Genomic DNA, 25,776 nt, shown 5'->3' with positions numbered 1-25,776 from the left:
CCGTCCCGGCTAACTCGACCTACGAAAACCCTGAGCTTAGCGGTTCTCCTGGTACAACTGGACGCGGTCGTGGCCGGCCTGTTTGGCCCGGTACATGGCGAGGTCGGCGTGCTTGGTCAGTTCGATCTCGTCGCCGCCGTGCCCGGGGTAGATGGCGACGCCGATGCTGGCCGAGATGCGTAGCTGGTGGCCGGCGACGACGTAGGGCTGGCCCAGGCTATGGCGGATTTTCTCGGCCACGCCGGCGGCGCCGTCGGCGCTTTCGACGACGCGCAGCAGCACCATGAATTCGTCGCCGCCGATGCGCGCCACCGCGTCCGACTCGCGCACGCAGTCGAGCATGCGCAGCGCCACCTCCTTGAGCAGCAGGTCGCCGGTGCGGTGGCCGTGCCGGTCGTTGACCGGCTTGAACAGGTCGAGGTCGAGGAACAGCAGCGCCAACTGCTGCCGGTCGCGCCGGGCGCTGGCCAGCGCCAGTTGCAGACGGTCGGAAAAGAGCGCGCGGTTGGGCAGGCCGGTCAGCATGTCGTGCTGGGCCAGGTGGCGGATGCGCTCCTCGCCGCGGCGCCGTTCGCCGATGTCGCGCGTCACCCCCAGCAGGCCGACGAACTGGCCGGCGCCGTTGCGCATGCCGCTGACGTTGGCCTCGGTCCACACCGAACCGCCTTCTTTGCACGGGTATTCCAGTTCGTGGCGGAAGGCCGGCACCGGCTGGCCGGCGCGAATCGCCGTGACCAGGCCGTGCAGGCCGGCCGCGGCGACGGCCGCCGAGGCCGGCGTGAGCAAGTCGGCCAGCGCCCGCGGCATCAATTCCGCCGGGCTGTAGCCGAGCAGCTTTTCCACCGACGGGCTGAGGTAGGTGAAGCGGCCGTCCAGGTCCATGGTCCAGATCAGGTCGGAGGCGTGGTCGGCCAGCAGGCGGTGGCGTTCCTCGCTCAGGCGCAGGGCTTGCTCGGTGTGCTTGCCGTGGCCCAGCGCGTTGGCCAGGCGCCGGTTGGTGCGCAAGATGTAGACGGCCAGCGCGGCGCTCGCCGCCAGTAGCGCCAGCGCGCCGGCCAGCCAGCTCAGGTCGAGCTTGGGGCCGGGCTGGTACAGGAAGCCCTGGATCGAAAAATCGCGCGGCAGCTGGCCCAGGCCGACGTAGGCGGCGGCGATGTGGCGCCAGCGCTCCGGGTTCATGTAGCCGATTTCAATGAGGTCGGTGCGCAGCAGCGGCGCCATCGCCGCCGCCTCGGACAGGTAGAACTCGAGGCTGTGCGCGGCCGAGTACTGGCCGATGATCAGCTCGGCGATCTGGCGCCGGTGCGTCATCGCGTATTGCCAGCCGCGCAGGCTGGCGTCGCGGAAGGCCTTGGCCCGGCCCGGATGCAGGCGGATCTCCGCCTCGGTGGTAAACAGGTTGTCGCCGTAGAAGTCGATGCCGGCCGCGCGCGGCGTGTAGACCTCGTACTCGAAGCCCAGCTGGTCGAAATAATACGGTTCCGTGGTCAGGTAGGCCGAGATCGCGTCGACCTTGCCATCGATCAGGTCCTGCGGCCGGTTGCTGTGCTTGAGCTGGACGAAGCGCCCCGGCCCGACGCCTTCCCGCGCCAGGTAGGCCAGCAGCTCGTCGGACTGTTCCTCGATCATGATGCGCTTGCCGAGCAGGCCGCGCACGCCGGCCGCGGCGCCGCTCTTGGGCGCCAGCAGCACCGCCGGCGAATGCTGGAAGATCACCGCCAGCGCCACCACCGGCTGGCCGGCCTGGCGCGCCAGCAGCAGGCTGCTGGTGGCGACGCCGTATTCGGCCTCGCCGCGCACCACGTTCTTGACCGAGTCGGCGCTCGGCGAGCCCTCGACGATGGTGACGTCGAGTCCGGCCTCGCGGTAGTAGCCCAGCTCCTTCGCCGCGTAATAGCCGGCGAACTGGAAGGCGTGCGACCATTTCAGTTGCAGCGTGACCGGTTCCAGCGCCTGCGCCGGGGCCGCCGGCCACAGCCAGGCTTGCAGCGCCACCGCGGCGCCCAACACGAAACGGCCTAACAGTCTGTTCATAGGTGGTCAATGGCGTGGAAAGGGGGGCGGGCGCGGCGCGGCCGGGGCCGCCGGCGCGTCCGCAAGCCATGCAAACCTTGTCCGATTATACGTTGGCTTTGGGCATCATTGACGCGTCGTCGCCGCTAAATCGTTGCGAACGGCGCGCCGCTGTTGCATAGCGACAGCGGGCGGCGCCGCCGCGGACGAAAAAAAACGGAGGCCGAAGCCTCCGTTCTTACTTGCTCAACGCCGCTGACGCTTACGCGGCGGCGTTTTTACGACGACGCGCCATGAAGCCCAGCAGGCCCAGGCCGCCCAGCATCATGCCGTAGGTGGTTGGCTCAGGTACCGCGCTGACGTTCAGGTTGCCGGCGAAGCTACCAGCTTTGCCCGACACGGCGCTACCGCCGACTTTAACCGAGTAGGCGCCAGCGGCCAGGCCCGTCTTGGTCAGCGTCCAGCGGTCGGTTTTGCCGGTTTCCAGTTGCTGGAACGAGGAGACCAGGCCGTTCATGCCGTACAGGGCCACCGAGGTGATGTCCAGGCCGTTGTGTGCGTTCGAGCTCATCGACGATACCAGGCCATCGAAATCGCTGGTGCCGTTAAAGCTGAAGGTGAATTCGTCCAAAAAGGTGTTCTTGTTGTTGCCGGCGCTAAACGAGCTGCCGAAGTCGCTGGTGCCGTCGAGCAGGGTCAGCGCTTCTGGCGCGTGGCTGATGTCGGCAGCCATGGCAGCGGTGGAAGCGACGGTTGCGCCTGCGAACAGCAGTGCGGCGATCAGGGAGGTGGATTTTTTCATGGAGTTCCTTACAAAAAAACGACTGCGTTAAGCAGTCTAGGTTGATGAATCATCTGAACGGTTATGCTAGCAGGCGGATGCGTCAATTTGTATGGCGGACTCAAGCGTGCGCGAGGTCTAAGCTGTTGATTCTTCAGGGCAATATCGGACCGGCGCGCATGGGTTTGGCGCTTGCTTCATAGGCGAACCCAGCAAAAAATATTGCCACTTGGATCATAAGTTGTCGCAACTATCATCTCGGTAGGAGTAGTCTTACAAATAGACGGGCGATACTCCGGCAGGCCGGTGTCGGGGAAAGGGGCTTGTGCTGGTCTTGCCCTAGCGTTCAGGGCGGCGCGGTGGCGTCGGTCTCTGCCAGCAGGTGCTCGGGGTGGTGGGGGGATTGGCGCGCGACGCCATTGTGTTTGCACAAACGAAAACGCCAACCGGCGAGGGTTGGCGTTCTGCAACAACTCATTCTTGGTGGCCCGGGGCGGAATCGAAGCACCGACACAAGGATTTTCAAGACGAACGTCTTGTCGAAATCGAGCGCGGAATAACGCGCCCTCAACGTTCGACCTGCGTCCAACCGTGTTGTCCATCAAGATTCATTGCCATAAATGCATTTTTTGTGGCGTCCACAAAAAGCAGCGGAAGTTGCATTGTAGTACGATAATTCGTTGTTAACTGGGTGGGGATTTGGATAATTCTGGCCTCAGGCTGCATCTACTGCTATCGATTCGGCGACCGTGCGGGTTGTCGGTTTATGGTACTTAATGTAGGACGCCAAGTCCGTATGCGCGTGGGATGTTGTTCTCGATTCTTGCGCACACTTCGATACAATTTTCCTCCGTTACGGCCGCTGCAATGTTAAAAAACAATGCTGGACAGGAGGCGACCGTGGCTCTTAAAAAAAATATCAGACCCTAAGACGGAACCTCTTATACAAGGTGAAAGCCGTCAGTGCATATCTAGTTCGGAAAACTCGAATGTTGAAATAGGGTAACTGTTCAGCCGCTATGCGGTGCGCAGGATAGGATCGCGCCGATGAAGCGCAGGACGGCGTCGGCGTGCAGGCGGAAGCGGCGCAGCAAGTTGGCCGCCGTGCTCTGCTTGAGGCGCGTGCTGGTTTCAGCATCGAGCAGTTCGGCGTCCCGGACGATGCCGTCGTACACGCTGCCACATGGCGTCCAGATGAACAACTTTTTGCCCTATTCACTCACGCTGAACAGTTACGATAAAAGTACTGTATAGTTATCCGAAAGCCAAGTCACAAGTTGTCTTTTGTGCGGTCTGCGATGCCGAGTTGGGGAGCCGGCGTGGAGTTGGGGCGCAAAATTATCTCCCTGCACCGTTCTTGACTATTTACTGATCGAGCACTCAATATGACGTTGAAAACAATTTTCTTTGGGGCCATTTTTATGACGCCAATGGTATTTGCGCAGGGTATAGAGGTGGCGGCGGCAAAGGCCCCGTTACAAAACTACATTCGAGCGCATGAGACGGGAAATGCGGATTTCATGCGCAAGGCCTTTACTAGTGACGCGAAAATTGTTGGGTACATGGGCGGCAACATGATTTCATGGAGCTTGGAACAGTACGCCGGACGCTTTAGCGGTAAGCCTGCAAATGATGAATCGCAACGCAGGCGAAGCTTTGAAATTCTCGATTTGGCTGGGGATGCGGCCGTGGGTAAGGTGGTACTGGATTATCCAACCGTGAAATTTGTGGACTATATGACACTGCTCAAAATCGACGGCGAGTGGAAGATTGTCAATAAGTCATTTAACGCGCAAGCCAAGCCCGCACTGTAATTAAGGGGCTTCATGCGATCGCCCTGGAGGAGGAGCGGGTCTGCCTGATGGCTCGCTGGTCTGGGCGCAGCACAACCGTTGAATAGTACCGGAAATGGACCGGAGCCGAGGACTGCGAATCCCAGAAACGACAAAGCCCACTTGCATGAGTGGGCGTTGCGCGAACGATGTTCTTGGTGGCCCGGGGCGGAATCGAACCACCGACACAAGGATTTTCAATCCTCTGCTCTACCGACTGAGCTACCAGGCCAAGGAGGAGAATTATAGCAGGCTCAAGCGGGAATGCAAGGGTCGAAAAGCAACTTTCAAAAAATTAATAATTTTAGAATGTAAATATTTGCTTTCGAATCAACTATGCGTGGGCGGGAGTGGTGTTTTCCTCAATAGACGATGGCCGCGCGCGGCCGCGCCGTTCAGCGGGAAACGTGAACAACACCGCGAGCGGCGGCGCTGGCCGTGGCCCGGCAAACGCTATAATGCCTGTATGAACAGTCCCTCATCCCCCCGCGTGCCGCCCGGCCACAGCGAAGTGTGCATCGTCGGCGATGGCGCCATTGCGAAAACCACCGCGCTGGCCTTCGCCCAGGCCGGGCAGAGCGTCACCCTGTTATGTCCGCCGCTGGCGCCGCCCGCCGCCGCCGGGCACGGCTGGGACGTGCGCGTCTACGCCCTGAACCACACCGCCCACACTCTGCTGTCGTCGCTGAGGGTGTGGGGCGCGCTCGACGCCGCCCGCGTGGCGCCGGTCGACGCCATGCTGGTCAACGGCGACGGCGCCCACGCCGGCGGCCTCGGCTTCGACGCCTACGGCGCCCATGTCGGCGCGCTGGCCTGGATCGTCGAGGACGGCAACCTGGGCCAGGCGCTGGACGCGGCGTTGAAGTTCGCGCAGAACGTGCGCGTCGTGCACGGGCGCGCGCTGCGCCTGGAGCGCGGCGACGCCCACGCCACGGTGCACCTCGACGGCGGCGACAGCATCGCCGCCGCGCTGGTGGTCGGTGCCGACGGCGCCCAGTCCTGGGTGCGCGGCCAGTGCGACATCGGCCTCGACTACCGTTCCTACGGCCAGCGCGGCGTGGTCAGCAACTTCGCCTGCGCCAAGCCGCACCACGGCGCCGCGCACCAGTGGTTCACCGGCGCCGACGGCATCGTCGCGCTGCTGCCGCTGCCCGGCGACCGGGTCTCGCTGGTGTGGTCGGCGCCGGACGCGCTGGCCGACACGCTGCGCGCCGAATCGGCGGCGCAGCTGGCCGCGCGCCTGGCGCCGCTGTGCGCCGACAAGCTCGGCGCGCTGACGCCGCTGCAGCCGGAGCTGGTGCGCGATTTTCCGCTGGTGCTGATGCGCCCGCACGCGATGGTCGCGCCGCGGGTGGCGTTGGTGGGCGACGCCGCCCACGTGGTCCATCCGATGGCCGGACACGGCATGAACCTGGGCTTCGCCGACGTCGCCGAGCTGGTCAAGGCGGTCAACGCCCGCGAGCCGCAGCGCGGCATCGGCGACGCGCGCGTGCTGGCGCGCTACGCCCGCGCCCGCAAGGAAGACGTGCTGTTGATGCAACTGGCCACCGACGCGCTGGCGCGCCTGTTCGGCAGCGATATCGAGCCGCTGCGCGCGGTGCGCAATTTGGGATTAAACTTGCTGGATAAATTGCCGGGACTCAAGCGCCGCCTGATCTCGCACGCGCTGGGAAGGCCGGGTTAAAGCGGCGCTTTGCGTAGGTCGGGTTAGTCGGCGGCGGCCCGGCGTCGGATGACGCGTGCCGCTGATCCGACCTGCGACACGCTCAATGACGGGTTAAGCTGGCCTTAATTGTGGCAATGCTTGGTGAAAAGTACAATGGCTGCACGCCGGCCACGCGAGGCGCGCCCGTGCGCCCATCGCTTTTGCGGATGTCACTGGAGATGTTATGAAATTGAGTATGACTGCAAGTAAAACCGCGCTGTTGCTGATGTCGGGGCTGATGATGTCCTGCGTCGGCGCCGAAACCCCGGTCGAAGCGAACATCAAGAAGTTGATCGAGCCGCGCCTGGGCGAGGGCGCCAAGGTCGATTCGATCAAGGAAACCCCGTACGCCGGCCTGTACGAGGTGCGCACCGGCGGCGACATCCTGTACACCGACAAGAGCGCGACTTACCTGATCGTCGGCCACGTCTTCAACGCCAAGACCTCGCAGGACTTGACCAAGGAGCGCATCGACGAGATCAGCCGCATCAAGTTCTCCGACCTGCCGCTGGAAGTGGCGACCAAGGTCGTCAAGGGCGACGGCAAGCGCGTCATCGCGGTGTTCGAGGACCCCAACTGCGGCTACTGCAAGCGCTTCCGCCAGACCACGCTGAAGGAAATCGACAACGTCACCGTCTACACCTTCATGTACAACATCCTGTCGGAAGACTCGGTCGCCAAGTCGAAGAACATCTGGTGCTCGGCCGACCGCAACAAGGCCTGGGACGACTGGATGTTGAACAACAAGGCGGCGCCGGCGGCGCCGGCCGGCTGCACCTCGCCGCACGAGAAGGTGCTGGCGCTGGGCCAGAAGTTGCGCGTCAACGGCACCCCGGCGATCTTCTTCGCCGACGGCAGCCGGATTCCCGGCGCCATCGACACCAAGGCGCTGGAAGCCAAGCTGGCCAGCATTAAACAGTAACACCGCCTTCACCCGCCGCACACGGCGCGCCCCTGACCCGGCGCGCCGCTTTTACATCCGCGGCGCTTCACTTCAGGCAGGCCCGCCGAAAACCGCAGCGCAAATAGGAGCAGTCGATGATTACATTGAATATCAACGGGCATGACACGCAGGTGGACGCCGATCCCTCGACGCCGATCCTGTGGGCGCTGCGCGACAACCTGAATCTGACCGGCACCAAGTTCGGTTGCGGCGCGGCGCTGTGCGGCGCCTGCACCGTGCACATGGGCGGGCAGCCGATCCGCTCCTGCGTAACGCCGATTTCCGCCGCCGCCGGGCGCAAGATCACCACCATCGAGGCGATCGGCGCCGACAAGGTCGGCAAGGCGGTGCAAGACGCCTGGGTCAAGCACGACGTGCCGCAGTGCGGTTACTGCCAGAGCGGCCAGGTGATGAGCGCGACGGCGCTGCTGAAGTCGAACAAGAAGCCGAGCGACGCCGACATCGACGGTGCCATGAGCGGCAACATTTGCCGCTGCGGCACCTATCAACGGATCCGCGCCGCCATCAAAGACGCCGCCAAAACACTCGCCTAAGGGGACATCGCATGCGTATCGAATGGATCAATCGGGAGGCGCTGGAAAACGGCGTGGCGACCCTGGCGCAAGCCGGGCAGGGCCGCGGCGCGCTGTCGCGGCGCAGTTTCATCAAGGCCGGCGCGCTCGCCGGCGGCGGCCTGGTGCTGAGCTTTTTCGTCCCCGGCGCCAACAAGTTCGCGCGCGCCGCCGAGGCCGAGGCGAAACCGCTGTCGCAGCCGAACGCCTTCCTGCGCATCGCGCCGGACAACAGCGTGACGGTGCAGGTGAACCGGCTTGAATTCGGCCAGGGCGTGCACACCAGCCTGCCGATGCTGATCGCCGAGGAGCTCGACGCCGACTGGTCGCAAATGCGCGGCGAGCTGGCGCCGGCCGGCGACGCCTTCAAGGACCCGGCCTTCGGCATGCAGATCACCGGCGGCTCCGGCACTATCGCCCACTCGTTCACGCAGTACCGCGAAATCGGCGCGCGCGCGCGGGCGATGCTGGTCGCCGCCGCCGCCGAGCAGTGGCAGGTGGCGCCGGCGCAGGTGACGACGGCGCGGGGCATGCTGCTCGGCCCGGCCGGCCAGAAGGCCAGCTACGGCGCCTTCGCCGACGCCGCCATGAGGCAGACCCCGCCCGCCAGCGTGCAGTTGAAGGACCCGAAGGACTTCCGCATCATCGGCAAGCCGGTCAAACGACTCGACGCGCGCGCCAAGTCGAGCGGCAAGCAGGAGTTCGGCATGGACTTCAAGCCGGCCAACACCAAGGTCGCGGTGGTGGCGCGCCCGCCGGTGTTCGGCGCCAGGGTGGCCAAGTTCGACGCCGGCAAGGCGCTGGCGATCAAGGGCGTGCAGCAGGTGCTGGAGGTGAAGACCGACCGCGGCGGCAGCGGCGTGGCGGTGATCGCCGACGGCTACTGGCAGGCCAAGCAGGGCCGCGACGCGCTGCGGATCGACTGGGACAGCAGCGCCGTCGGCAAGGTCGACAGCGCGCAGCAACTGGCCGCGTTCAAGGCGCTGGCGCAAACCCCGGGCCTGCCGGTGAAGAGCGCCGACACCTCGAAGCTGGCCGCGGCGCCGAAGAAAATCACCGCCGTCTATGAATTCCCCTACCTGGCGCACGCGCCGATGGAGCCGCTCAATTGCGTGGTCGACCTGCGCGCCGACGGCTGCACCGTCTGGGCCGGCTCGCAGTTCCAGACCATGGACCACGCCGCCATCGCCCGCACCGCCGGCCTGAAGCCGGGGCAGGTGACGCTGCACACGATGATGGCCGGCGGCGGCTTCGGCCGGCGCGCCGTGCCCAGCTCGGACTACATCGTCGAGGCGGTCAACGTCGCCAAGGCTTGGCAGGCAAGCGGCAAGGGCGGGCCGCTGAAGCTGATCTGGAGCCGCGAGGACGACATCAAGGGCGGCTACTACCGGCCGTCGCATGTGCACCGGGCCGAACTGGGCCTGGACGGGACGGGCGCCATCGTCGCCTGGAACCACACCATCGTCGGCCAGTCGATCATCACCGGCACGCCGTTCGAGGCCTTCATGGTCAAGAACGGCGTCGACCACACGATGGTCGAGGGCATGGGCGAACCCTACCAGGTGCCGCTGAACCTGACGGTGCACAACGCCCAGGCCAACGTGCCGGTGCTGTGGTGGCGCTCGGTCGGCTCGACCCACACCGGCTTCGTCATTGAGACCCTGATCGACGAGGCGGCGCACGCGGCCGGCGCCGACCCGGTGGCCTACCGCAAAAAGCTGCTGGGCGAAAAACACCCGCGCCACGTCGCCGCGCTGGACCTGGCGGTGGCCAAGTCGGGCTACGGCAAGAAGGCGCTGCCGAAGGGCCAGGCCTGGGGCGTGGCGATGCACGAGTCGTTCAACTCCGTGGTCGCCTATGTCGTCACGGCCTCGGTCAAGGACGGCGTGCCCAAGCTGCACAAGGTTACCGCCGGGGTGCATTGCAACCTGGCCGTGAACCCCTTGAGCATCGAGGCGCAGGTGCAGGGCGCGGTGCTGATGGCGCTGGGGACCACCTTGCCCGGCGCCGCCATCACGCTCAAGGACGGCGTCGTCGAACAGCAGAACTTCGGCGACTACCCGGTGGCGCGCATCACCGACATGCCGGTCGTCGAGGTGCACCTGGTCGCCTCCACCGACGCCCCGACCGGCATGGGCGAGCCGGGCGTGCCGCCGCTGGCGCCGGCGTTCGCCAACGCCATCTTCAAGCTGACCGGCAAGCGCCTGCGCAAACTGCCGTTCGACCTGGCGACGGCCTAGCGTGGGCGGCGTCGCCGGCGTGGTTGGCATTTTGCTGGCGGCCGGGCGCGGCCGGCGTTTCGACCCGTCCGGCGCGCACAACAAGCTGTTGCAGCCGCTGGCCGGCGGCGAGGCGGTGGCCGTGGCCAGCGCGCGCCACCTGCTGGCGGCGGTGGGCCGGGTGGTGGCGGTGGTGCGCGGCGGCGACGAGGCGCTCGCCGCCGCGCTGCGCGGCGCCGGCTGCGAAGTGACGTTCTGCGCCGACGCCGACGACGGCATGGGAACCTCGCTGGCGCACGCGGTGCGCCACGCGCGCGAGGCGGGCGGCTGGCTGGTGGCGCTGGCCGACATGCCGCACGTGCGGCCCGACACGATGCGCCTGCTGGCCGAGGCCATCGGCGGCGGCGCCGGCATCGCCACGCCGCTGCACCAGGGCCGGCGCGGCAATCCGGTCGGCTTCGGCCGGGTCCACCTGGCGCCATTGTTGGCGCTGCAAGGGGACCGGGGCGCGCGCGAACTGCTCAAGCGTTATCCTGTGCGCGTGGTGATGGTCGACGACCCCGGCGTGCTGCAAGACATCGACACCCGGGCCGACCTGCAACGATAAGACGGACAGGCGCCGAGAACCCGCAAACACGAGGAAAAAGATGAAAAAACCAAACAAGAAAAACGCCGCGATCGCCTACACCATCCGTCCCAAAGACCTGGCCGGCCACCTGTTCGAAGTGACGCTGACGGTGCCGGCGCCGGACCCCGCCGGGCAGGTGTTCGCGCTGCCGGCGTGGATACCGGGCAGCTACATGATCCGCGAATTCTCGCGCAACGTCGTGCAGATCCGCGCCGAATCGGACGGCTGGTCGGTGGCGCTGACGAAACTCGACAAGCACTCGTGGCAGGCGGCGCCGTGCCGCGGCGAGCTGGTGCTGCACTACGAGGTCTACGCCTGGGACCTGTCGGTGCGCACCGCGCACCTGGACCAGGGCCACGCCTTCTTCAACGGCACCAGCGTGTTCCTGCGCGTGCTGGGGCGGGAGGACGGCGCGCACCAGGTCGACATCGTGCGCCCGGACGACGCCGCTTGCAAAACCTGGCGCGTCGCCACCACGCTGGCGGAACTGGGCGCCAAGCGCTACGGCTTCGGCACCTACCAGGCCGCCGACTACGACGAACTGATCGACCACCCGGTCGAACTGGGCGACTTCGCGCTGGCCACGTTCAAGGCGCACGGCGTGCCGCACGACATCGTCATCAGCGGGCGCGTGCCCAACCTCGACATGGCGCGTCTGAGCGCCGACCTGAAAGCCATCTGCGAAACCCAGATCGCCTTCTTCGAACCGGAAACCAAGCGCGCGCCGATGCCGCGCTACCTGTTCCTGACGTTGGCCGTGGGCGACGGCTACGGCGGCCTGGAGCACCGCGCCTCGACCGCGCTGATCTGCGCCCGCGCCGACCTGCCCAGCACGGCCACGCCGAAGGGCGAGGCGATTAGCGACGGCTACCTCAAATTCCTCGGCCTGTGCAGCCACGAATACTTCCACACCTGGAACGTCAAACGCATCAAGCCGGCGGCCTTCGCGCCGTACGACCTGCAAGCGGAAAGCTACACCCCGCTGCTCTGGCTGTTCGAGGGCTTCACCAGCTACTATGACGACCTGATGCTGGTACGCGCCGGCATCATCGACGAGGCGGCCTACCTGGCACTGCTGGGAAAAACCGTCAACAGCGTGCTGCGCGGCAGCGGCCGCAACAAACAAAGCGTGGCCGACTCCAGCTTCGACGCCTGGGGCAAATACTACCGCCAGGACGAAAACGCGCCGAACGCCATCGTCAGCTACTACACCAAAGGCTCGCTGATCGCGCTGGCGCTGGACCTGACGATCCGCGCCAAGACGGCCGGCAAACGCACGCTCGACGACGTCATGCAGGCGCTGTGGCAGCGCTTCGGCCGCGACTTCTACCACGGCGCGGCGCGCGGCGTGACGCCGGCCGAAGTCGACGCCCTGCTCGACGAAGTCAGCGGCCTCAAAATGAAAGCCTTCGTCGAGCGGCACATCCGCGGCACCGCCGACCTGCCGCTGGCGAAACTGCTGGCGCCGTTCGGCGTCGCCTACGCCGACGAGCGCAAGAGCGCCAAGCCGAGCCTGGACGTCGGCCTGGGGCGCGACGGCGCCGACGCCAAGCTGGCGCAGGTGCACGAAGGCGGCGCCGCCCACCTGGGCGGCCTGTCGGCGGGGGACGTGTTGGTGGCGCTGGACGGCTTGCGCGTGGGCGGCCAGCCGGCCAACCTCGACACGCTGCTGGGCCGCTACCAAGTGGGGCAGCGCGTCACGATCCACGCCTTCCGGCGCGACGAACTGATGAGCTTTGACGTCACCCTGCAAGGCGAACGCCTACCCGGCGTGACGCTGACGCTGGCGGCGCCTGGCAAAAAAGGCATCGCCCTGCGCCGCCCGAGCGCCGCGCGTTAACCCAGCGCTTATTGCGGTCCGGCCAGGCTTCGCAGCTGGAAGTGGAAGCGCTCGTTAAACAGGAAGGTTTCGGAAAAGTCGAGCGTCTTGTGGTTGCGCTTGAGCAGGTGCAGCGGCTTCGGGAACGGCGCGCCGACCCGTTTCACCGCCGCCAGCGCGACCTTCGACGCTTCCTTGTTGCGCGAGCGTTTCACTTCGACGCTGCGCAATTCGCCGTCGCGGTCGACGCTGATGTCGACGACCACGATGGCCGGCAGCATCGGCGGCAGTTGGCCGCTGAAGGTGATGCCGGGGTTGGCGTCGAGGATTTGCTGGGCCACCAGCATCTTGTAGTCGTCGATGTTGTTCATCGGCGCCGGCGGCTTGGGTGCGGCGGCGGGCGCCGGCGGCGCCGCCATCTCGGCCACGCTGGGCGTCGGCGGGGTGCGCGGCGGGGTTTTCTGGCAGCCGCTCAGGAGCAGCGACAGCAGCCCCAGCGATACCGATACGAGAGTGGATGTCACTGGGCGGGCCATGGCGTTACCTCTTGGGCTAAGGAGCCTAACTGAACAATCGGCGCAGCTCGGCGCCGGGGTCGGGCGCGCGCATGAACGCCTCGCCCACCAGGAAGGCGTGCACGTTGGCGTCGCGCATCCGTTGCACGTCCTCGCCGACCAGAATACCAGATTCGGTAATGATGAGCTTTTCCGCAGGAATGCGCGGCAGCAGGTCGATGGTGGTCTGCAGCGACGTCTCGAAGGTGCGCAGGTTGCGGTTGTTGATGCCGACCAGCGCGCTCTTGAGTTTGAGCGCCGCGTCCAGCTCGGCGCCGTCGTGCGCTTCGATCAGCACGTCCATGCCCAGCTCGTGGGCGCAGGCTTCCAGCTCGGCCATCAGGCCGTGGTCGAGCGCCGCGACGATCAGCAAGATGCAGTCGGCGCCCATCGCCCGCGCTTGGTAGACCTGGTACATGTCGACCATGAAGTCCTTGCGCAGCACTGGAATGGCGCAGGCGGCGCGGGCCTGCTTCAGGTAGTCTGTGGCGCCCTGGAAGAACTGTACGTCGGTCAGCACCGACAGGCAGGCCGCGCCGTTGTCGGCATAGCTGGCGGCGATGTCGGCCGGACGGAAGTCGGCGCGCAGCACGCCCTTCGACGGCGACGCCTTTTTCACTTCGGCGATGACGGCGGCGGCGCCGGCGCCGATTTTCTGGCGCAGGCTGGCTTCGAAGCCGCGCAGGTCCTGGCGCAGTTCGGCGTCGGCCTCGACGTCGCCGCGCAGGCTGGCCAAGCTGCGGTATTTTTTCGCCGCGGCGACTTCGTCGGCTTTGACGGCCAGGATTTGGTTGAGGATGTCGGACATGGCGGGTTCCAAGTGATGAGGGGAAGGGGGGCGTCAGTTGGGCTTCGACAGCGCCAGCTTCAGGCCGAGCGCGATGAACAGGCCGCCGGCGGCGCGGCCGAGCCACGCCGTCACGCGCGGCTTGAGCTGCAGGCGGGTGCTGGCGAACGCGGTGAACAGGGCCAGCGCGTGGCACCACAGCATGCCGTTAACGTTGAAAATGCAGCCCAGCACAATGAACGCCAGCGCCTTGTTGGGCGCGTCGGCGGCGATAAACTGCGGCACGAAGGCGAGGAAAAATATCGCCACTTTGGGATTGAGCACGTTGGTCAGGAAGCCTTGGAAAAAGATCTTCCGGTACGGCAGTGGCGCCGGCGCCGCTGCCGCGGCCCGGGCCGGTTTGCTGCGCAACAGCGCGATGCCGACGTAGACGATGTAGGCGGCGCCTATCCATTTGACGGCGGTGAAGGCGGCGGCCGACGTCGCCAGCAGCGCCGACAGGCCGATTGCCGCGGCCAGCACGTGCACCATCGTGCCGGCGCCGATGCCGAGCGCGGCGGCCGAGCCGGCGCGCCAGCCCTGGGTCGCGCTGCGCGCCATGATCAACAGCGAGTCGGGGCCGGGCATGACGTTGAGCAGCAGGCCGGAGACGATGAACAGGGTGAGGTCGTGGATGCCGAACATGGTGCGCTTTCGTTTAGGGGGCCGGGACGCGTTTGAAACCAAGGGCGAAGAGCCGGGGCCAGGCCCCGGGGGTCTGACCCCGTTTGCGGCGCGGGTTTTGTTTTGCGGCGGCGCTTATGCCTGCGCGCCCAGTTGCTGCGTCACTTGCACGAACTGTTCCAGCTTGGCCTTGGCCGCGCCGGACAGGATCACCGCGCGCGCCTTCGCCAGGCCGTCTTCGATCGAGCCGGCGACGCCGGCCGCGTACAGCGCCGTGCCGGCGTTCAGCGCGACGATGTCGTAGGCCGCGCCCGGCACGCCGGTCAGCGCCGCCATCAATTTTTCCTTCGACTCGGCCGCGCCCGCCACCTTCAGGTTGCGGCTGGCGGTCATCTGCAGGCCGAAGTCTTCCGGGTGGATCTCGTATTCGCGGATTTCGCCGTTCACCAGTTCGCCCACCATGGTGGCCGAACCGAGCGAGACCTCGTCCATATTATCGCGGCCCCAGACCACCACGGCGTGCTGCGCGCCGAGGCGTTGCAGCACCCGCACCTGGATGCCGACCAGGTCGGCGTGGAACACGCCCATCAGGATGTTGGGCGCGCCGGCCGGGTTGGTTAGCGGTCCGAGGATGTTGAAAATGGTCCGCACGCCCAGCTCGCGGCGCACCGGCGCGGCGTGCTTCATGGCGGCGTGGTGGTTCGGCGCGAACATGAAGCCGATGCCGGTTTGGGCGATCGACTGGGCGATCTGCTCGGGCGCCAGATTGATGTTGGCGCCCAGCGATTCGAGCACGTCGGCGCTGCCGGACGAGGACGAGACGCTGCGCCCGCCGTGCTTGGCCACGCGCGCGCCGGCGGCGGCGGCGACGAACATCGAGGCGGTCGAGATGTTGAAGGTGTTGGCGCCGTCGCCGCCGGTGCCGACGATGTCGAGCAGGTTGGTGGTGTCGGCCATCGGCACCTTGGTGGCGAATTCGCGCATCACCTGCGCGGCGGCGGCGATTTCGCCGATGGTTTCCTTCTTCACGCGCAGGCCCATGGTCAGGGCCGCGATCATGGTCGGCGACATGTCGCCCGACATGATCTGGCGGAACAGGTGCAGCATTTCGTCGTGGAAGATTTCGCGGTGTTCGATGCAGCGCAGCAGCGCTTCTTGATGGGTGATCGGCATGGTGCTTCCTTCTTCAGTGATGGCGCAGGAGAGACGAGCGGAGTAGACGGGCCGGCGCGGCGCGCGCGCCATTGGCGCGCGGCGGCCTCCCGCTCAGCGCGTCAGGAAGTTCTTCAGCAGCGCGTGGCCGTGTTCCGACAGGATAGACTCGGGGTGGAACTGCACGCCCTCGATGTCGAACTCCTTGTGGCGCACGCCCATGATTTCGCCGTCGTCGGTCCAGGCGGTCACTTCCAGGCAGGCCGGCAGCGTCGAGCGTTCGATCGCCAGCGAGTGGTAGCGGATCACCGTGAAGGGGCTCGGCAAGCCCTTGAAGACGCCGACGCCGGTGTGGGCGATCGCCGAGGTTTTGCCGTGCATAACCTGCTTGGCGCGGATCACCTGGCCGCCGAAGGCGGCGCCGATGGCCTGGTGGCCCAGGCAGACGCCGAGGATCGGCAGCTTGCCGGCGAAATGCGTCAGGATGGGCACCGAGACGCCGGCCTGCGCCGGGGTTTTCGGTCCCGGCGAGATGCAGATGCGGTCCGGTTGCAGCGCTTCGATCCCGGCCAGCGTGATCTCGTCGTTGCGCACCGTGCGCACGTCTTCGCCCAGCTCGCCGAAATACTGCACCAGGTTGTAGGTGAAGGAGTCGTAGTTGTCGATCATCAGCAGCATCTTAGAACTCCCCATCCAGGCCGTCTTGCACTTGTTCGGCGGCGCGCAGCACGGCGCGCGCCTTGTTTTCGGTTTCCTGCCATTCCATTTCGGGGATCGAGTCGGCGACGATGCCGGCCGCGGCCTGCACGTACAGCATGCCGTCCTTGATCACGCCGGTGCGGATGGCGATCGCCACGTCCATTTCGCCGCCGAACGACAGGTAGCCGCAGGCGCCGCCGTAGATGCCGCGCTTGGTCAGCTCCAGCTCGTCGATGACTTCCATCGCGCGCACTTTCGGCGCGCCCGTCAGGGTGCCGGCCGGGAAGGTGGCGCGCAGCACGTCCAGGTTCGACAGGCCTTTTTTCAGGGCGCCCTCGACGTTCGAGACGATGTGCTGGACGTGCGAGTATTTTTCAATCACCAGGCGGTCGGTCACCTTCACGCTGCCGATTTCGGAAATGCGTCCGAGGTCGTTGCGGGCCAGGTCGATCAGCATCACGTGTTCGGCGATTTCCTTCGGATCGGCCAGCAGCTCCGCCGACAGCTCGGCGTCGCGCTCCGGCGTGGCGCCGCGCGGACGGGTGCCGGCGATCGGGCGCAGCGTCACTTTCTTGCCGCCGTCGGCGGCCGTCTCGTTGCGCACCAGGATCTCCGGCGAGGCGCCGATGATCTGCATGTCGCCGAAATTGTAGAAGTACATATACGGCGACGGGTTCAGCGAGCGCAGCGCGCGGTACAGCGTCAGCGGCGAGTCGACGTAGGGCTTGCGCAGGCGCTGGCCGATTTGCACCTGCATCAGGTCGCCCGCCATCACGTATTCGTGGGCCTTGGCGACCGCCTTCAAATAGTCCTCCTTGCTGAAGTCGCGCATGGTCTCGGTGCGCACCGAGCTCGACGTCACCGGCGCGTCGACGCCGCGGCGCAGCATCATGCGCAGGTCCTTCAGGCGCTGGCGCGCCTTCGAGAACGACTCCGGCTGGGTGGTGTCGGCGTAGACGATCAAGTACAGCTTGCCCGACAGGTTGTCGATCACCGCCAGTTCCTCGGTCACCATCAACTGGATGTCCGGCAGGCCCAGGTCGTCCTTGGGCATGCTGTCGGCCAGTTTCTTCTCGATGTGGCGCACGGTGTCGTAGCCGAAGTAGCCGGCCAGGCCGCCGCAAAAGCGCGGCATGCCGGGGCGCAGCGCCACCTTGAAGCGGGCCTGGTACTGTTCGATGAAGTCGAGCGGGTTGCCGTCGTGGCTCTCGATGACGGCGCCGTTCTTGACGATTTCAGTGTGGCTGCCGAAGCTGCGCAGCACCGTCGTGGCGGGCAGGCCGATGAAGGAAAAGCGGCCGAAGCGCTCGCCGCCGACCACCGATTCAAGCAGGAAGGTGTTCTTGCCGCCGTTCTGGGTCTGCGCCAGCTTCAGGTAGAGCGTCAGCGGGGTTTCGAGGTCGGCGAACGCCTCGGCGATCAGCGGGACGCGGTTGAAGCCTTCATTGGCCAACGATTTGAATTCGAGTTCGGTCATGTTTCTCTCCATGCCGCCAGGTTTGCGTGTGGCGGTGGGTTTGCAAAAAACCTGCCGGATGCGCGTGGGCAGCCGACAGCAATCAAAACGGGGTTACTTAGCCCAGGATTGCCAGCGTCGCCAAAGCCAGGCCTCAATCGAGCCGGTTTGGGTAACATTGTGTTTTTTGTCGAGAAACATGTTGTGTGTGGTCAGTGTGCGGGTTGGTTGTGCAGACTAATTAAGTGAGCGGCTACAAGCAGCGTGTCAACTATACCATCTGAATCGGTTTCATGTATAGAGTGTCCGTGATTGTACCCGTAGGGCACCGTCAACACCGGGCAACCCGCAGCCCGCGCGGCCTGCGCGTCGTTTGACGAGTCGCCGATGGCCACCACTTGCGCCGGCGCCAGGTCGAAGTCGGCGCACACTTGCGTCAGCGGTAGCGGGTCCGGTTTCTTGCGCGCCAGCGAGTCGCCGCCGTAGACGATCTCAAAGTAGCCGGCCAGGCCTTTTTGTCGCAGCAGGGGCAGGGCGAAGGCGATCGGCTTGTTGGTGACGCAGGCCAGGCGCAGGCCGGCCGCCTTGAGCGCGTCCAAGCCGGCCAGCACGTCCGGGTACAACACGCTGAAGTCGCCGTTGACGGCCAGGTAGTGGCGCTGGTAGGCGTCCATCGCCGTGGCGAAGCGCGTTGCCACGCCGGCCTCGTCGAAGTCGAGCGCCAGCACGGTGCGGACCAGGTTTTCCGAGCCCTTGCCGACCATCAGCGTGATGCGTTCGGCCGTCATCGGCGCCAGGTCGAACTCGGCGCGCATCTGGTTGATGGCGACGTGGAAGTCGGGCACGGTGTCGAGCATCGTGCCGTCCAGGTCGATGATGGCGGCGCGCACGCCGCCCAGAACGTTGGCCGCCGTCATCTTAGACGCTCGCCAGTTGCGCGCGCATGGCGTCGATCACCGCCTTGTAGTCGGGCTGGCCGAAGATGGCCGAACCGGCGACGAAGGTGTCGGCGCCGGCCGCGGCGGCGGCGGCGATGTTGTCGATTTTAATGCCGCCGTCGACTTCGAGCATGATGTCGCGGCCCGATTCGTCGATCATGCGGCGCGCCAGGGCGATTTTCGTCAGCGCTTCCGGGATGAAGGACTGGCCGCCGAAGCCCGGGTTGACCGACATGATCAGGATGATGTCGATCTTGTCCATCACGTGGTCGAGGAAGTGCAGCGGCGTGCCCGGGTTGAAGACCAGGCCGGCCTTGCAGCCGTTGTCGCGGATCAATTGCAGCGAGCGGTCCAGGTGCTCCGACGCTTCCGGATGGAAGGTGATGATGTTGGCGCCGGCCTTGGCGAAGTCCGGAATCAGGCGGTCGACCGGTTTGACCATCAGGTGGACGTCGATCGGCACTTGCACATGTGGACGAATGGCCTGGCAAACCAAAGGTCCGATGGTTAGGTTGGGAACGTAATGGTTGTCCATGACGTCAAAATGTATGATGTCTGCGCCGGCGGTGACGACGTTGCGCACTTCTTCGCCTAAACGGGCGAAATCGGCGGACAGGATGCTGGGGGCGATGCGGTATGTAGGCATGGTCAGGGGCGGGCTAGGTGAAAGATGCGCTATTTTACGCCCGGCGGCGGTGTTGCGCTCCGGCTATACCTGTTTTAATCGCCGCTTGCAGCCCGCTTTTAGCCCGATTGCCGCCCGCTTTCAGCCCGCTGGTTGCGCGTTGGCGTCGCCCCGGCTTGCGTCTATTTGCCGGCGACACCTTGCGCCCGGCCGCGTTTTGGGGTGCAATGGCAGGTCATTGACAATGTCACATGCCCGCATCGGCGGGCTGGCACAGCTTACTTGAGGAATTTCGATGGCTTCTTATGAATTTACTGTTTCCGTCCGCACGCAATATCTGCCGGAACAGTCGGACCCCGACCGCACCAGTTTCGTGTTCACCTATTCGATCACGATCAAGAATAGCGGGACGGTCGGCGCGCAGCTGATCTCGCGCCACTGGGTCATCACGGACGCCAACAACCACATCGACGAGGTGCGCGGCCTGGGCGTGGTCGGCCACCAGCCCTTGCTGCAACCGGGCGAGCAGTTCGAGTACACCAGCGGCACCGCGCTGGCCACGCCGCAGGGATCAATGGTCGGGGAGTATTTCTGCGTCGCCGAAGACGGCCACCAGTTCGAGGCCAAGATTCCGGAATTTGTGCTGTCGCTGCCGCGCACCCTGCATTGATTACTGCCGGCCCGGGGCGGCCCGCATCGCGGCCGCCCGCCTATTGCATCTTCACTTCTGTCACTCGATGTTGTCGCCGGGCTTGTGCTCGGGTAATTGCTTTTTCTGCGCTGGACGGTTCGGCTTGCGGCCCGAATACATGGTCCACCAGACGATGAAGACCAGCAAGAAAAACGCAAACACCGCTTCCAACATTAATAGCCACATATCATTCCCCATGTCATTTTCACGCAGTAGTTTACTCGTTTCGATGGGCGCCGTCGCGCTTTCCCTGGCCGCCTGCACCAGCACGCCGGTGCCGCCCGCGCCGGTGCACATTCCCGCGCCAATCGTCAAGCCGGAGCCGGCCAAGCCCGCCGCCGCGCCGGCCGTCGCCAGCGCCGCGCCGGCGCCGCAGTTCGTGCCGGTCGGTTTCGCCGCCTTGCCGGGCTGGAGCCGCGACGACATGCGCGCGGCGTGGCCGGCGTTCATGGCCTCGTGCGGCGTGCTGGTCAAGCGCGCCGACTGGAAGGAGGCGTGCACCATCGCGCGCCAGGTCAACGCCGGCGAGGAACGCGCCATCCGCCTGTTCTTCGAAACCTTTTTCGTGCCGCACCAGGTGCTGGCGGCGGACGGGGCCAACAGCGGCCTGGTCACCGGTTATTACGAACCCTTGCTGCACGGCGCGCGCAAGCGCGGCGGGCCGTACCAGACGCCGCTATATAAGGTGCCGGAAGACATGGTCAGCGTCGACCTGGCCAGCGTCTACCCGGAGTTGAAGGGGATGCGCCTGCGCGGCCGCCTGGTCGGCAAAAAAGTGCTGCCCTACGCAACCCGCGCCGAGATCGAACGCGCCACCGAGGTGACGGGCAAGGAATTGATGTGGGTCGAAGATCCGGTCGAAGCGTTCTTCCTGCAGGTGCAGGGTTCGGGTCGGGTGCAACTGGCCGACGCGCAGGAAACGGTGCGCGTTGCCTACGCCGACCAGAACGGCCACCCGTACAAGTCGATCGGCAAATACCTGGTGGAGAAGGGCGAGCTGACGGCGGACCAAGCCTCGGCGCAGGGCATCAAAGCCTGGATCGCCGGCCATCCTACGCGCCAGCAGGAATTGTTCAACGCCAATCCCAGCTATGTGTTCTTCAAGGAGGAGCGCCTGCCGGACCCGAAAGTGGGGCCGAAGGGCGCCTTCGGCGTGCCGCTGACGCCGCAGCGTTCGGTGGCGGTCGACGCCACCTTCCTGCCGCTGGGCGCGCCGCTGTTCCTGTCGACCACGCAAGCGAACAGCGACATCCCGATGCAGCGCCTGGTGATGGCGCAAGACACCGGCGGCGCCATCCGCGGCGCGATCCGGGTCGACTACTTCTTCGGCTTCGGCGCCGAAGCGGCGGAAAACGCCGGCCGCATGAAGCAGAGCGGCATGGTGTGGGTGCTACTGCCAAAGCAAGCGCCAAAACGCTAAGAAAAAGCCAGCGCCTGCAAGCCGCGAGAGGCGCTGCTTTAAGCCAACATTGTCGGGTAACGGCCCTTGGGCTAACCCGATGAAAACCTCGGTCCTAGCGCAACACCATCACCGGCAGCGTCGTATGCGCCAGTACCTTCTGCGTTTCGCTGCCGAGAAACAGCTTATTCAAGCCCTTGCGGCCGTGCGAGGCCATCATAATAATGTCGCATTGATACTTCTCCGCAGTCGCGACGATTTCCTCGTACGGACTGGCCGACAGGCTCACCACGCCCTCGAACGGCACCTGGGCTTCGCGCGCGGCAACGCCGACCTTGTCGAGGTTGCGCTGCGCCGTCTCGTGCATCTCGCGTTCGTACTGGCCGGCGTCGAAGACGGCGCCACCGTCGCTCATCGGCGAAAATGGAAACGGCTGCACCACGCTGATGCCGATGATCTTGGCGTTATTCAGCTGCGCAAACCGGATCGCCGTGACGGTGGCCTTTTCTGATAATGCGGAGCCGTCGGTAGGCAGTAGGATAGTGTTGAACATGGAATTCTCCGGTTGATGTACACAAGCCAGCTTATGGAAGTGAGGCGAAAAAACCTTGATGTATATCAAAGCCGAGCAAATCCAGCCTCTTGCTGCCTGATGTCCGAGTGTAGGCTGCCGCGCCGATTCAGGCGCGCACGGTATGCAGCGGCGAGGCAAGCGGCATCGCCCCCAGGCCGTTACCAGCACCGCGAACGGCTGTGAGTAATTGCATATACTCGCGGAAGGGGGATAAAACGCTACAATCGCCGCTACCGTGTTCCACCCATAGGAGAGCCTTATGCAATACGAAGATCTGATTATCGAAATTCACGACAAAGTAGCGCTGATTCGCCTGAACCGCCCGAAAGCGCTCAACGCGCTGAACGAACGCATGATGAACGAGCTGGGCGAGGCCCTACACAAGTTCGACGCCGACGCCAGCATCGGCTGCATCGTCCTGACCGGCAGCGAGAAAGCGTTCGCCGCGGGCGCTGACATCGCGGCGATGGCCGACTACACCTATCCGGACACCTTTAAAGACAACTACATCACGCGCAACTGGGAACACATCCTGCGCGTGCGCAAGCCGGTCATCGGCGCCGTCGCCGGCTACGCCTTGGGCGGCGGCTGCGAACTGGCGATGATGTGCGACTTCATCATCGCCGGCGACAACGCCAAATTCGGCCAGCCTGAAATCAAGGTCGGCGTCACCCCGGGCGCCGGCGGCACCCAGCGCCTGCCGCGTACCATCGGAAAAGGCAAGGCCATGGACTTGCTGCTGACGGCCCGTACCATCGACGCCGCCGAAGCGGAGCGCATCGGCCTGGTGTCGCGCGTTGTTCCCGCCGACAAGCTGATGGAAGAAGCGCTGGCTGCGGCCGCGACCATCGCCGCCATGCCAACTTCGGTGGCGATGATGATCAAGGACGCCGTCAACCGCGCCTTCGAAACCACGCTGACCGAAGGCGTTGCCTACGAACGTCGTTTGTTCCACGCGGCGTTCGGCACGCCGGCCCAAAAAGAGGGCATGCACGCTTTCTTGGAAAAGCGCTTGCCAAAGTTCGACGGACTTTGATATGATTCGCCTCCCCGCTGAAACAGTAGCGAAATCAAGTAGTTGCAGCGCAACGGGGAGCGCCGGAAACGGCGTTGCAGGAAAATCAGGGGGTTGACGACACAAGCGAAACGCTGCATACTCTTCCTTCTCTGCTGACGACAAACAAAACGCTTTGTCGGTGACGCAGAAGGCACTACAAAACAAGTTCTTTAACAATTAACAGTCGATAAATGTGGGCATTTGATGAAGGTGCCGGCGGACTTCGGTTCGCCGCATACTTAAATTATCAAATGCTCACGAAAGAATAAATATAGGACATTCGCAAGAATGGCCTGTCAGTATTTTGAGTGAGCGAATTCATGCCAGTGGCATGAATTCGGAGGCCCTAAAAAGCCTTCGACCTGACAGCAATGTCATTAAACAGAGATTAAACTGAAGAGTTTGATCCTGGCTCAGATTGAACGCTGGCGGCATGCCTTACACATGCAAGTCGAACGGCAGCACGGAGCTTGCTCTGGTGGCGAGTGGCGAACGGGTGAGTAATATATCGGAACGTACCCTAGAGTGGGGGATAACGTAGCGAAAGTTACGCTAATACCGCATACGATCTAAGGATGAAAGTGGGGGATTCGCAAGAACCTCATGCTCGTGGAGCGGCCGATATCTGATTAGCTAGTTGGTAGGGTAAAAGCCTACCAAGGCATCGATCAGTAGCTGGTCTGAGAGGACGACCAGCCACACTGGAACTGAGACACGGTCCAGACTCCTACGGGAGGCAGCAGTGGGGAATTTTGGACAATGGGCGAAAGCCTGATCCAGCAATGCCGCGTGAGTGAAGAAGGCCTTCGGGTTGTAAAGCTCTTTTGTCAGGGAAGAAACGGTGGTTTCTAATACAGATCACTAATGACGGTACCTGAAGAATAAGCACCGGCTAACTACGTGCCAGCAGCCGCGGTAATACGTAGGGTGCAAGCGTTAATCGGAATTACTGGGCGTAAAGCGTGCGCAGGCGGTTTTGTAAGTCTGTCGTGAAATCCCCGGGCTCAACCTGGGAATTGCGATGGAGACTGCAAGGCTAGAGTTTGGCAGAGGGGGGTAGAATTCCACGTGTAGCAGTGAAATGCGTAGATATGTGGAGGAACACCGATGGCGAAGGCAGCCCCCTGGGTCAAGACTGACGCTCATGCACGAAAGCGTGGGGAGCAAACAGGATTAGATACCCTGGTAGTCCACGCCCTAAACGATGTCTACTAGTTGTCGGGTTTTAATTAACTTGGTAACGCAGCTAACGCGTGAAGTAGACCGCCTGGGGAGTACGGTCGCAAGATTAAAACTCAAAGGAATTGACGGGGACCCGCACAAGCGGTGGATGATGTGGATTAATTCGATGCAACGCGAAAAACCTTACCTACCCTTGACATGGCTGGAACCCTTGAGAGATCAGGGGGTGCCCGAAAGGGAACCAGTACACAGGTGCTGCATGGCTGTCGTCAGCTCGTGTCGTGAGATGTTGGGTTAAGTCCCGCAACGAGCGCAACCCTTGTCATTAGTTGCTACGAAAGGGCACTCTAATGAGACTGCCGGTGACAAACCGGAGGAAGGTGGGGATGACGTCAAGTCCTCATGGCCCTTATGGGTAGGGCTTCACACGTCATACAATGGTACATACAGAGCGCCGCCAACCCGCGAGGGGGAGCTAATCGCAGAAAGTGTATCGTAGTCCGGATTGTAGTCTGCAACTCGACTGCATGAAGTTGGAATCGCTAGTAATCGCGGATCAGCATGTCGCGGTGAATACGTTCCCGGGTCTTGTACACACCGCCCGTCACACCATGGGAGCGGGTTTTACCAGAAGTAGGTAGCTTAACCGCAAGGAGGGCGCTTACCACGGTAGGATTCGTGACTGGGGTGAAGTCGTAACAAGGTAGCCGTATCGGAAGGTGCGGCTGGATCACCTCCTTTCTAGAGTTGCACCGAACTGAGAATGTTCACTCATTAAATGTCCACATTTATCGACTGTTGAAATTGAAGAAACAGTAGCAGTACTGGTACACCTTGTCGGGGCTGTAGCTCAGCTGGTTAGAGCACCGTGTTGATAACGCGGGGGTCGTTGGTTCGAGTCCAACCAGCCCTACCAGCAATACCACAGGGGGATTAGCTCAGCTGGGAGAGCACCTGCTTTGCAAGCAGGGGGTCGTCGGTTCGATCCCGTCATCCTCCACCATCACTGCCGTGAAAGTTCAAACGTAAATCAGCGCAAACGGCGCCGGGATTTAGGTTTGGTCTTTCAAAGATTATTGGCTGTTTCGTTCTTTAACAATTTGGAAGAAGTAAAGTTTTATTTGACCGGCAGGAATGCCGGTCATGGGTAGTGATTGTATTATCAACAAACATGATTCAAGCAATTGAATCTGGCAACGCTGTACTTTCTTATCTTTGTACCGTTTCTTTCGGCGCGCAAGCGGCGAGAGGCTAACGTTATAGGGACAAGCGAATAAGTGCACATGGTGGATGCCTTGGCGATTACAGGCGATGAAGGACGTAGTAGCTTGCGATAAGCTGCGGGGAGCGAGCAAACACGCTTTGATCCGCAGATTTCCGAATGGGGAAACCCACCTTTTTAGGGTATTGCATACTGAATACATAGGTATGCAAGGCGAACGCGGCGAACTGAAACATCTAAGTAGCTGCAGGAAAATAAATCAACC

At 63.8% G+C, this 25,776-nt stretch carries 23 protein-coding genes, 3 tRNA genes, 1 rRNA gene and 1 other annotated feature; of the genes, 13 read left to right on the top strand and 14 right to left on the bottom strand.

Annotated elements, in window-relative coordinates:
• Positions 1–36: 36 nt before the first annotated feature.
• The 3 genes from JANGC3_RS29500 to JANGC3_RS0116930 form a co-directional block, all read right to left on the bottom strand.
• Positions 37–2,034 (bottom strand): diguanylate cyclase domain-containing protein, encoded by a 1,998-nt coding sequence (locus JANGC3_RS29500; RefSeq protein ID WP_157406692.1) that lies wholly within the window; start codon positions 2,032–2,034, stop codon positions 37–39.
• 241 nt (positions 2,035–2,275) lie between these two features.
• On the bottom strand, positions 2,276–2,815 hold the full coding sequence (locus JANGC3_RS0116935) for an FxDxF family PEP-CTERM protein (protein ID WP_017877679.1): 540 nt from the start codon (positions 2,813–2,815) through the stop codon (positions 2,276–2,278).
• A 989-nt stretch (positions 2,816–3,804) separates the two neighbouring features.
• Positions 3,805–3,996 (bottom strand): hypothetical protein, encoded by a 192-nt coding sequence (locus tag JANGC3_RS0116930; RefSeq protein ID WP_017877678.1) that lies wholly within the window; start codon positions 3,994–3,996, stop codon positions 3,805–3,807.
• Between the two features lie 183 nt (positions 3,997–4,179).
• Here JANGC3_RS0116930 and JANGC3_RS0116925 point away from each other — a divergent pair, with 183 nt between their 5' ends.
• The gene (locus tag JANGC3_RS0116925) at positions 4,180–4,608 is read left to right on the top strand and encodes a nuclear transport factor 2 family protein (RefSeq protein WP_017877677.1); all 429 of its coding nucleotides are present in this window, start codon (positions 4,180–4,182) and stop codon (positions 4,606–4,608) included.
• A gap of 174 nt (positions 4,609–4,782) precedes the next feature.
• On the opposite strand, the gene JANGC3_RS0116920 is transcribed toward JANGC3_RS0116925, so the two are convergent.
• Positions 4,783–4,858, bottom strand: a tRNA-Phe gene (locus tag JANGC3_RS0116920).
• Positions 4,859–5,092: 234 nt separating this feature from the next.
• On the opposite strand from JANGC3_RS0116920, the gene JANGC3_RS0116915 reads away from it, so the two are divergent.
• The 6 genes from JANGC3_RS0116915 (at position 5,093) to JANGC3_RS0116890 (ending at position 12,533) form a co-directional block, all read left to right on the top strand.
• Positions 5,093–6,310 (top strand): FAD-dependent monooxygenase, encoded by a 1,218-nt coding sequence (locus JANGC3_RS0116915; RefSeq protein WP_035787780.1) that lies wholly within the window; start codon positions 5,093–5,095, stop codon positions 6,308–6,310.
• 217 nt (positions 6,311–6,527) lie between these two features.
• Positions 6,528–7,253 carry a DsbC family protein gene (locus tag JANGC3_RS0116910; protein WP_026133100.1) on the top strand — a complete coding sequence of 242 codons (726 nt, stop codon included), beginning with the start codon at positions 6,528–6,530 and terminating at the stop codon, positions 7,251–7,253.
• A gap of 116 nt (positions 7,254–7,369) precedes the next feature.
• Entirely contained in the window at positions 7,370–7,828 is a 459-nt protein-coding gene (locus tag JANGC3_RS0116905; RefSeq protein ID WP_026133099.1) for a (2Fe-2S)-binding protein, read from the top strand.
• An 11-nt stretch (positions 7,829–7,839) separates the two neighbouring features.
• Positions 7,840–10,086: a xanthine dehydrogenase family protein molybdopterin-binding subunit gene (locus JANGC3_RS0116900; RefSeq protein WP_017877673.1), complete on the top strand. Its 2,247-nt coding sequence runs from the start codon at positions 7,840–7,842 to the stop codon at positions 10,084–10,086.
• A gap of 1 nt (position 10,087) precedes the next feature.
• Positions 10,088–10,672, top strand: coding sequence for a nucleotidyltransferase family protein (locus tag JANGC3_RS0116895; RefSeq protein ID WP_017877672.1), 585 nt, complete (start codon positions 10,088–10,090; stop codon positions 10,670–10,672).
• Positions 10,673–10,712: 40 nt separating this feature from the next.
• Positions 10,713–12,533, top strand: a complete 1,821-nt coding sequence (locus JANGC3_RS0116890; protein WP_017877671.1) for a M61 family metallopeptidase — start codon at positions 10,713–10,715, stop codon at positions 12,531–12,533.
• Positions 12,534–12,541: 8 nt separating this feature from the next.
• On the opposite strand, the gene JANGC3_RS29495 is transcribed toward JANGC3_RS0116890, so the two are convergent.
• The 8 genes from JANGC3_RS29495 to rpe form a co-directional block, all read right to left on the bottom strand.
• Positions 12,542–13,036 carry a hypothetical protein gene (locus JANGC3_RS29495; protein ID WP_157406689.1) on the bottom strand — a complete coding sequence of 165 codons (495 nt, stop codon included), beginning with the start codon at positions 13,034–13,036 and terminating at the stop codon, positions 12,542–12,544.
• A gap of 37 nt (positions 13,037–13,073) precedes the next feature.
• The gene (trpC, locus tag JANGC3_RS0116880; RefSeq protein ID WP_017877669.1) at positions 13,074–13,874 is read right to left on the bottom strand and encodes an indole-3-glycerol phosphate synthase TrpC; all 801 of its coding nucleotides are present in this window, start codon (positions 13,872–13,874) and stop codon (positions 13,074–13,076) included.
• Between the two features lie 33 nt (positions 13,875–13,907).
• Complete coding sequence (locus JANGC3_RS0116875) at positions 13,908–14,537, bottom strand: LysE family translocator (RefSeq protein WP_017877668.1); 630 nt, start codon at positions 14,535–14,537, stop codon at positions 13,908–13,910.
• Between the two features lie 114 nt (positions 14,538–14,651).
• Positions 14,652–15,689 (bottom strand): anthranilate phosphoribosyltransferase, encoded by a 1,038-nt coding sequence (gene trpD, locus JANGC3_RS0116870; RefSeq protein ID WP_017877667.1) that lies wholly within the window; start codon positions 15,687–15,689, stop codon positions 14,652–14,654.
• A 93-nt stretch (positions 15,690–15,782) separates the two neighbouring features.
• Complete coding sequence (locus tag JANGC3_RS0116865) at positions 15,783–16,346, bottom strand: anthranilate synthase component II (RefSeq protein WP_017877666.1); 564 nt, start codon at positions 16,344–16,346, stop codon at positions 15,783–15,785.
• A gap of 1 nt (position 16,347) precedes the next feature.
• Positions 16,348–17,844 (bottom strand): anthranilate synthase component I, encoded by a 1,497-nt coding sequence (gene trpE / locus JANGC3_RS0116860; RefSeq protein WP_026133098.1) that lies wholly within the window; start codon positions 17,842–17,844, stop codon positions 16,348–16,350.
• 191 nt (positions 17,845–18,035) lie between these two features.
• Positions 18,036–18,740 carry a phosphoglycolate phosphatase gene (locus JANGC3_RS0116855; RefSeq protein ID WP_017877664.1) on the bottom strand — a complete coding sequence of 235 codons (705 nt, stop codon included), beginning with the start codon at positions 18,738–18,740 and terminating at the stop codon, positions 18,036–18,038.
• Between the two features lies 1 nt (position 18,741).
• Positions 18,742–19,407, bottom strand: coding sequence for a ribulose-phosphate 3-epimerase (gene rpe, locus JANGC3_RS0116850; protein WP_017877663.1), 666 nt, complete (start codon positions 19,405–19,407; stop codon positions 18,742–18,744).
• 274 nt (positions 19,408–19,681) lie between these two features.
• Here rpe and apaG point away from each other — a divergent pair, with 274 nt between their 5' ends.
• Positions 19,682–20,056: a Co2+/Mg2+ efflux protein ApaG gene (gene apaG, locus JANGC3_RS0116845; protein WP_017877662.1), complete on the top strand. Its 375-nt coding sequence runs from the start codon at positions 19,682–19,684 to the stop codon at positions 20,054–20,056.
• Between the two features lie 60 nt (positions 20,057–20,116).
• On the opposite strand, the gene JANGC3_RS33305 is transcribed toward apaG, so the two are convergent.
• Complete coding sequence (locus JANGC3_RS33305; protein WP_198292034.1) at positions 20,117–20,263, bottom strand: hypothetical protein; 147 nt, start codon at positions 20,261–20,263, stop codon at positions 20,117–20,119.
• 10 nt (positions 20,264–20,273) lie between these two features.
• Between JANGC3_RS33305 and mltA the strand changes: the two genes are divergently transcribed.
• Positions 20,274–21,497 (top strand): murein transglycosylase A, encoded by a 1,224-nt coding sequence (gene mltA, locus JANGC3_RS0116835; RefSeq protein WP_051068320.1) that lies wholly within the window; start codon positions 20,274–20,276, stop codon positions 21,495–21,497.
• Positions 21,498–21,591: 94 nt separating this feature from the next.
• On the opposite strand, the gene JANGC3_RS0116830 is transcribed toward mltA, so the two are convergent.
• Entirely contained in the window at positions 21,592–22,029 is a 438-nt protein-coding gene (locus JANGC3_RS0116830; RefSeq protein WP_017877659.1) for a universal stress protein, read from the bottom strand.
• A gap of 280 nt (positions 22,030–22,309) precedes the next feature.
• Between JANGC3_RS0116830 and JANGC3_RS0116825 the strand changes: the two genes are divergently transcribed.
• The 4 genes from JANGC3_RS0116825 to JANGC3_RS0116810 all read left to right on the top strand — a co-directional run bounded on the left by JANGC3_RS0116825 (position 22,310) and on the right by JANGC3_RS0116810 (position 25,292).
• Positions 22,310–23,086, top strand: coding sequence for an enoyl-CoA hydratase (locus tag JANGC3_RS0116825; RefSeq protein ID WP_017877658.1), 777 nt, complete (start codon positions 22,310–22,312; stop codon positions 23,084–23,086).
• Positions 23,087–23,497: 411 nt separating this feature from the next.
• Positions 23,498–25,030 (top strand): 16S ribosomal RNA (locus tag JANGC3_RS0116820).
• A 98-nt stretch (positions 25,031–25,128) separates the two neighbouring features.
• Positions 25,129–25,205: transfer RNA gene (locus JANGC3_RS0116815), tRNA-Ile, on the top strand.
• 11 nt (positions 25,206–25,216) lie between these two features.
• A tRNA-Ala gene (locus tag JANGC3_RS0116810) sits at positions 25,217–25,292 on the top strand.
• 305 nt (positions 25,293–25,597) lie between these two features.
• Positions 25,598–25,776, top strand: a sequence feature (23S ribosomal RNA rRNA prediction is too short).

It is taken from the genome of Janthinobacterium sp. CG3 (assembly GCF_000344615.1).
GTDB lineage: Bacteria > Pseudomonadota > Gammaproteobacteria > Burkholderiales > Burkholderiaceae_D > Janthinobacterium.
The sequence above is the reverse complement of the archived record's forward strand: the minus strand, read 5'-3'. Positions and strand labels throughout refer to the sequence as shown.